This is a genomic window from Vibrio sp. 10N.247.310.98 (genome assembly GCF_041467395.1).
In the GTDB taxonomy this organism is placed as follows: Bacteria; Pseudomonadota; Gammaproteobacteria; order Enterobacterales; family Vibrionaceae; genus Vibrio; species Vibrio crassostreae_C.
In genome coordinates, this window is sequence record NZ_JBFSUL010000055.1 from 25,842 (window position 1) to 33,335 (window position 7,494).

Genomic DNA, 7,494 nt, shown 5'->3' on the forward strand with positions numbered 1-7,494 from the left:
CCATATCCAACACTGCAATTAGAGACGTAAGTCTGCATCTTCGACAGGAAGAATATGCTTAACATCATAAATTACGTGCTGTTTTTTGCCTAATCTACGTAAAGCCTTTATTCCCATCGACTTGGTTTCAGTATGATCAACGGCAAGAACTATCGCATCATAAAAGCCAGCTTTTAACTCGTCTATCATTTCGATTCCATATTCATTTCGAACTTCATCTTTTGAAGCCCAACTATCATAAACATCGACAGACATGTTGAAGTCTTTCAATTCATTGACAATATCAATAATTTTAGTATTTCTCACATCCGGGCAATCACCTTTGAAAGTAAAGCCCATAACCAAAACTTTAGCTTCATCAATATGTATTTTCTTACTGCTCACTTTTTTGACTAATTGGGTAGCTACGTACTCACCCATTCCATCATTAATACGTCTTCCAGCTAAGATAACTTCCGGACGATACCCGACTTCTTGAGCTTTATGTGTTAAGTAATAAGGGTCAACGCTAATACAATGTCCACCTACTAAACCTGGCTTGAAAGGTAAAAAATTCCATTTTGTTCCAGCAGCCTTCAATACTTGTTCAGTATCGATATCGAGCTTATTAAATATCTTTGCAAACTCATTGATAATTGCAATATTTAAGTCTCTTTGTGTATTTTCTATCACCTTAGCAGCCTCTGCTACTTTGATAGATGAAGCTTTATGCGTACCTGCAGTAATGATTGATGCATATACAGAGTCGACAAAGTCAGCGATGTCTTGTGTTGAGCCAGAAGTAATTTTAGTTATTGTTGTTAATCGATTAACTTTATCGCCAGGGTTTATTCTTTCTGGACTATACCCAGCAAAAAACTCTTTATTGAAAATCAACCCTGAACCTTTTTCAATAATAGGTATGCAAACTTCTTCTGTTGCTCCTGGGTAAACTGTTGATTCAAAAACGACGGTATCCCCTCGACTGATTACCGTAGATATAGCATCAGAAGCTTTAATCAATGGCGTAAGGTCTGGGGTATTATCCTCTGTAATAGGAGTCGGAACCGTCACTATATAGAAGTTACAATTTTTTATAGCCTCGATATCACTCGTATAAGTAAGATTGTTCGCTAGTTCTAATTCTTCTTGAGAACATTCAAGCGTCGAGTCATGTCCCGATATAAGTTCATTGACACGACCAACATTAATATCAAAACCAACTGTAGAATATTTTTTGCCAAACTCTACAGCAAGAGGAAGTCCAACATAGCCTAAGCCAATTATTCCTACTTTCAAATTATCTGTTTTCATCATTATTCCGATTATTATAGATTCAGCGGTAAACCAATTTCTTTATTATCTCGAGCAGAACGATATGTACCTATTAGTAGTTCCAACGACTTTAAACCCTCTCTTCCATCAGTTTCAGGCTGAGCTAGCCCTCTAAGCACATCTGCGACATTCTGAAAGTATGGAGGATGTCCAAAACCGTAAACAGAAGTCGTCTGGTAATTTGCACTCTCAACATCTAGATCATAATCTTTTGATTCGTCGAATGTCCACTCTTGGATGTCGTTAACAGCCACTCCACCAATTCTAACCGTACCTTTCTCACCAAGAATAGTTATTGAGCCCTCAAGGTTTTTAGGGTAGGTACACATAGTGACAGCCATTGAACCGATAGCACCATTTCGCCACTTTATGTTAACTACACCAGAATCCTCTACATCGATATCTCGATGTGTTGAGGTCATCGCATGTATTTTTTCGACCGGGCCAATTAACCAATGCATCAAGTCAACATAATGTGTTGCTTGATTCATGAAAGCTCCACCATCCATGTCCCAAGTACCAGACCATGAAGCTCTATCATAGTATTCTTGGGGACGAGTCCAAAAGACATTTAAATGAACCATATGAATCCTTCCAAAACGCTTCTCTGTAACAGCTCTTTTTAATAATTGAAGCGTCGAATTTCTTCGATTTTGTTTAACAACAAACAGGTTAACCCCAGCCTCATCACATGCACGAACCATAGACAAGCCATCATCCCATTTTGTTGCCATTGGCTTTTCAGTAATGACATGAACCTTTGCTTTTGCAGCTTTTATTGTCTGTGTTGCATGTAAACCACTAGGAGTACAAAGACTAACCAAGTCAAGGTCTTCTGACTCAAGCATCTCATCAATAGAAGAGTAACCTGGGACATTATAACGCTCGGCATGCTCGGTTAATTTCTGAGAATCGTTATCACATAACGCTACCAGCTCAAATTCATTAGATAACTCTTTTATAGAGTCAAAGTGGTTTTTTGAAATACGGCCACAGCCAACCACTGCAATTTTTATCTTTCGATCTTTAATCATCACTAAATCACCAATATTAATAACAAAATACTATATCTACTTATAATTCTTGTACATTTCTCTAACTACAACTAGGCCTGATGAAGTAAACAAAGCAAAACCCAGAACAAAAACAAACAAAAGAAAACGTCGATTAAACCCCAAACTTTCAGTTGAATTATGAACGTAATCAAAATGTATTTTAGGTAGATTTTCTGAGTTTTCAAGCTGGCTAATTAATGATTCCTTTGTTTTTTTCAAATATATCGAAAAATCATCATCCTTAGGGTTTTCAATTTCAGAATAAACAATATCATATCTAGATTTTTGACCGAAAATTATATTTTCTTGGTTGTTAATTAAAGCTATACGATCTGGTGAATTTTCCAAATAAAAATCTAGAAGCCTTTCATTAACATTAATATTTTCACTTATAGATTCAAGTCTTTTCTTAATTCTGTATAATTTGGAAAACTCAGACTTCGTTATCATCTCGGTTATATAGCTAATATGGTATTCGATTATTTCTTGATATTTAGCTTTAAGATTATCATTAAATTTTTCACCTGAAAATGCTAAATAGCTGTTAATTAACTCTTGATTTGATACGTGGTCTTCTCCACGAACTTCGATATGGTTCGATTTTTTAACAATAGCGCTTCTAGCAGTTTTGTTCGAAGATTCAAAATTACGAATGTTTTTTGAACTAAAAAACAGCTCAGAGTATTCTTTATTTAGCCACCCACTATTTAGGAGATCACCCATAAAAACATTAGGATTAACAACATTCCCATTCAGATATCTATAATGTACTTTTTTGCTTGAATCAAAAACAAAACTGTAAAACTCACTTGACTCTATTTCATGCTTATCCAACTCAATTAAAGACACTTTATTAGTCCATACACTAGGAATCGAGTATACCAAACCACCAAAAACACAGGACAGCAACAAAAAAACAACAAATACCAATTTAAGGTTACTCTTGATTATAACAAGAACATCTATTATCGAATATGTGTTATCATATTTATCTCTTGACACAATCACCTCTCCCCTTCCCCACTACGGTATTACATAATATATAAAAATAAAAAACGACACTATTATTATTGTTCATTAACGCATCAACCCTTGCGAGTTTTTTTGGCTCGGACATATCCACGTTGTTAATTTGAGCTAATCCAGTTATACCAGGACGGATATTAAACACCCCTCGAGCTTCTCGCTCAATAATCAAATGCTTTTGGTTAAATAAACAGGGTCTTGGACCAACCAAACTCATGTCCCCACAAAGCACATTTATTAACTGTGGAAGCTCGTCTAGCTTAGACCTACGAAGAAATGAGCCTAACTTCGTCACTGAACTCACACCGACGAGGTGAGTCGCAACAGACTTAGTATCCATAGACATAGTTCTAAACTTCAGTAAAGTGAAAGCTTGTTGATTACGACCAACCCGTGTTTGTTTAAAGATAGGAGATTTAGTGTCCAAATACCCCAATATACAGATGCATAAAAATACAGGCCAAAGAAAAAGCAGCCCGAAAAATGCGAGAAATAAATCAAAAAAACGAATCAAAGTAACAACCTAATGATTAATTGTCTTTAGAGTCTAAGTGAGCGTTGACTGTACGTTGGATAGCATCTTCGAAAGAAACCTTCGGAGCCCAATCTAAAGTAACTTTAGTATCAATGATATTGGCCTGCAGGTTACCACACAATTTATTTGATATCTGCGGCTTCATAATCAAATTTGATAGTAGTTTCACCCACATCACCGGAACAGGTAATAGACGAGGCGCCTTCCCCAAAGCACTTGAGATAGCTTTTAACAACTGGGTTGTAGAGACATCGAAATCGTCGGAGACCAAAAACGTTTCGTTGGCAGCTTCATCGTGTCGACAACACAGAAGTATGAGATCAACTAGGTTATCCAGGTACACTAAACTTCGTTGATTATGAACTGTCCCAAATGGTAATGGGATCCCCTTATCAATTAAAAACATCATAGAGGAAAAATTTGCTTTTACTCCAGGACCATAAACCAAGGGAGGGCGAATGATTACGACTTCTAAACCCGTTTCTTCTGCGATTTTTCTCAACCCAACCTCTGCCTCATATTTACTCAAGCCGTAGGGATCGACGGGAACATTGGTTAAGTTCGGTTTAAACGATTCCCCAGCTTCAGTTTGTTCACCGTTGACCTTAATCGAACTAATAAAGACAAAACGTTTCACACCATTAGCAACAGCTTGGCGAGCTAAATTAAGTGTACCTAAAGTGTTAACCTCATAGTAGGCTTCTTTAGCCTCTTGTACGGTTTCATTCATTTGATGCACTCGAGCAGCACAATGAACCACGCAATCCACATAATCAAAGGCATCTGACCAATCAGTAGTTGAGTCGATAGAAGATATAACAAAGCTATTAGGTTGTATTCGACTCCCTTCCCGCACTACAGGCACGATTTCCCACTCGCGCTCTTCTGATAATTCAACAACTCGAGAACCAACAAAGCCGCTACTACCTGTAACTAAAATTTTCATATTACCAAAAGCCTAGATATTGAGTAATTCGCATCAAAGATTAGCAGCAAAACTATCAATTCGCACATAACAATCAATTACAACTAGCTTAAGCTTACCGAGAAGATTAAAATGACGACTTGCTATAAAAGTCATCATACCCAAGGAAAAAAATGTTCACGCCAATACAACGTTTACTAAATACAAGACGAAAAAATAAACGCTTAATTAGTATTGGTTATGACACATTCGCGGTCACATTCTCACTATACTTATCCATTGCTGTGCGCCTTGGTGCTCCATCGTTTACAGTTGGATGGGATGAATTTGCTACTTTACTCGCAACCATTTTTGTCACCATTTTTAGTTTCGTAAAACTAGGAATGTATCGGGCGGTATTGCGCTATATGATGCTACCAGCGATTGGTCACATTTTTCTAGCCGTCTTTTTCTCAGCACTTACGTTAGCACTAAGCGGTTTTTTCTTTCATTCCTTTATCCCAAGAAGTGTCCCCTTCATCTACGCTGGATTTGCCGTGTTAACTTTAGGTGGACCACGAATTCTCGTAAGGTCAATCTACTATCATTATTATAAACGCCAAAAACCAAACGTGTTTATTTATGGCTCAGGGGCAACAGGTAGAGATCTCACCTATGCGCTTATTCAGGGTGATGAATATCATCCTGTCGTGCTTCTTGATGATAATGAAAACAAGGCTGGTCAAGTCATGTTTGGTATTCGAGTTCATCATGCAAGTGAATTTGAACGTTTGCAGTCCCTATACCAACCAGTAAAGCTGCTATTAGCCATTAATAATATTAACAAAGGTGAGCGGCTAAGATTAGTCGAGAAACTGTCACACTGGCCGATAGAAATTCAATCGGTTCCTTCAGTGGAAGATATTGCAACAGGTAAAGCAACGGCTACTGAAATAAAAGACTTAGATGTCGCAGACCTACTTGGTCGGACTCCTGTAGAGCCAGATCAAGAGTTGCTTTCTAAAAATATAACCGATAAAAACGTCATGGTTACTGGTGCTGGTGGTTCAATTGGTTCAGAATTATGCCGACAAATTTTGATGCAAAACCCTAAAACTTTGGTGCTATTTGAGCTTAACGAATACAACTTATACAAGATTGAACGAGAGTTAGCCATTGCTAAAAGTAACCTTAACTTAAATACTAACATTGTCGCAGCACTAGGGTCAGTTCAAAGACAAAATCGTTTAGAAAAGCTCATGACAGCACATGTAGTAGAAACTGTCTATCATGCTGCCGCATACAAACATGTACCGCTTGTGGAAGATAATGTTGTTGAGGGGATCCGAAATAATGTATTTGGCACTCTATCCTGCGCTCGAGCAGCAATGAATTCCAAAGTCAAGAACTTCACCTTAATTTCTACAGATAAGGCAGTACGCCCAACTAACGTAATGGGAGCCAGTAAGCGACTTGCAGAATTGGTATTGCAAGCGTTGGCTGAAAAACAATCGGAGACGACATTCACAATGGTTCGCTTTGGCAATGTATTAGACTCTTCCGGTTCGGTAGTACCGCTATTTAAAAAGCAAATCAGATCAGGTGGACCTGTAACGGTAACACACCCTGACATCACACGTTTCTTTATGCTAATTCCAGAAGCGGCGCAATTAGTGATACAAGCTAGCGCTATGAGGAATAATGGACAAGTATTTGTTTTGGACATGGGGGAACCAGTAAAAATACTTGAACTCGCTAAAAGAATGATTCATTTAATGGGGATGCAAGAGCACATAGATGGCAGTGGCGAGAATGGGGACATAGAAATTAAATTCACAGGCCTACGTCCAGGGGAAAAACTCTATGAAGAGCTGTTGATTGGTGAAAATGTCGAAGGAACTAGCCATAGCAAAATCATGACAGCACAAGAGGTAAATTTAAGTTGGAAAAATATGGATATTCTGTGTAAAGAACTAGATAAGAATTGTCACGACTTTAATGTTAATCAAATTAAGCGCACCTTACTAAATGCGCCTATAGGGTATAAACCCTCAGAAAAACTCATGACCGCCCCCGTCAATAAAGAATTGCCAGAACCGGTAAAAGGAACTCAGAACCCACACCCCCTAACAATTCCTTAACATTTAAACCCTTCGAACTGATGTAGTATCTCACCGTGATGTCTGACTCTTGTCTCACAGACACGACGACACCTAGTGTATTGAGTTCGGGCTAATAAAACTCTAAGTCACCCAGAACACTTAATTCTATGTTGGTTAATGCAAATCCAATATCTCGTCTGTCACGCAATTTCCTGTAAACTATAAATATCGCCATCGTGTGGTTGTAGCATTCTCATCATCGAATTCTTGATCCCAACAACCTTGATTGACTTTACCGTCAGCAAGTAATTAACGCTTTTATTTAGTACTTTGTAAACGCCCCATGAACCTACAGGGCGATATTACTAATGTTTGAAGTTCCAAGGCAGGAGTGCATCGATATCGGGCTCTGCTTTTGCTAGCTCTTTCATGCACTTGACCATATAGTCATAGAGGATAAGGCCGTTGGCTTTTGCAGTCTCGACGATACTGTAAAGCATCGCGCGGCTTTGTTGCGTAATTCAATGGAACTAAATCAAGAACCTACGATCTGATCAG

Annotated in this window: 6 protein-coding genes and 1 pseudogene; 1 reads left to right on the top strand and 6 read right to left on the bottom strand. The window is 38.1% G+C overall.

Features of this window, described 5'->3' with window-relative positions:
- Nucleotides 1-18: 18 nt before the first annotated feature.
- The 5 genes from tviB to AB6E78_RS18220 form a co-directional block, all read right to left on the bottom strand.
- Nucleotides 19-1,293 carry a Vi polysaccharide biosynthesis UDP-N-acetylglucosamine C-6 dehydrogenase TviB gene (tviB, locus tag AB6E78_RS18200; protein ID WP_372112481.1) on the bottom strand — a complete coding sequence of 425 codons (1,275 nt, stop codon included), beginning with the start codon at nt 1,291-1,293 and terminating at the stop codon, nt 19-21.
- A gap of 14 nt (nt 1,294-1,307) precedes the next feature.
- Nucleotides 1,308-2,348 (bottom strand): Gfo/Idh/MocA family protein, encoded by a 1,041-nt coding sequence (locus tag AB6E78_RS18205; RefSeq protein WP_372134042.1) that lies wholly within the window; start codon nt 2,346-2,348, stop codon nt 1,308-1,310.
- Between the two features lie 36 nt (nt 2,349-2,384).
- Entirely contained in the window at nt 2,385-3,218 is an 834-nt protein-coding gene (locus tag AB6E78_RS18210) for a hypothetical protein (RefSeq protein WP_372134038.1), read from the bottom strand.
- A 139-nt stretch (nt 3,219-3,357) separates the two neighbouring features.
- Entirely contained in the window at nt 3,358-3,909 is a 552-nt protein-coding gene (locus AB6E78_RS18215) for a sugar transferase (protein ID WP_372134039.1), read from the bottom strand.
- Nucleotides 3,910-3,925: 16 nt separating this feature from the next.
- Nucleotides 3,926-4,876 carry a UDP-glucose 4-epimerase family protein gene (locus AB6E78_RS18220; protein ID WP_372134040.1) on the bottom strand — a complete coding sequence of 317 codons (951 nt, stop codon included), beginning with the start codon at nt 4,874-4,876 and terminating at the stop codon, nt 3,926-3,928.
- Nucleotides 4,877-5,028: 152 nt separating this feature from the next.
- Here AB6E78_RS18220 and AB6E78_RS18225 point away from each other — a divergent pair, with 152 nt between their 5' ends.
- Entirely contained in the window at nt 5,029-6,975 is a 1,947-nt protein-coding gene (locus AB6E78_RS18225) for a nucleoside-diphosphate sugar epimerase/dehydratase (protein WP_372134041.1), read from the top strand.
- A 326-nt stretch (nt 6,976-7,301) separates the two neighbouring features.
- On the opposite strand, the pseudogene AB6E78_RS18230 reads toward AB6E78_RS18225, so the two are convergent.
- Nucleotides 7,302-7,439 (bottom strand): annotated as a pseudogene (locus AB6E78_RS18230) (transposase domain-containing protein); the annotation flags it as partial.
- Between the last annotated feature and the right edge of the window lie 55 nt (nt 7,440-7,494).

Bases quoted from the DNA above. Each gene is read 5' to 3' on its own strand.
- AB6E78_RS18205 (WP_372134042.1), bottom strand. From the start codon at position 2,348: ATGATTAAAGATCGAAAGATAAAAATTGCAGTGGTTGGCTGTGGCCGT.
- AB6E78_RS18220 (WP_372134040.1), bottom strand. From the start codon at position 4,876: ATGAAAATTTTAGTTACAGGTAGTAGCGGCTTTGTTGGTTCTCGAGTT.
- tviB (WP_372112481.1), bottom strand. From the start codon at position 1,293: ATGAAAACAGATAATTTGAAAGTAGGAATAATTGGCTTAGGCTATGTT.
- AB6E78_RS18225 (WP_372134041.1), top strand. From the start codon at position 5,029: ATGTTCACGCCAATACAACGTTTACTAAATACAAGACGAAAAAATAAA.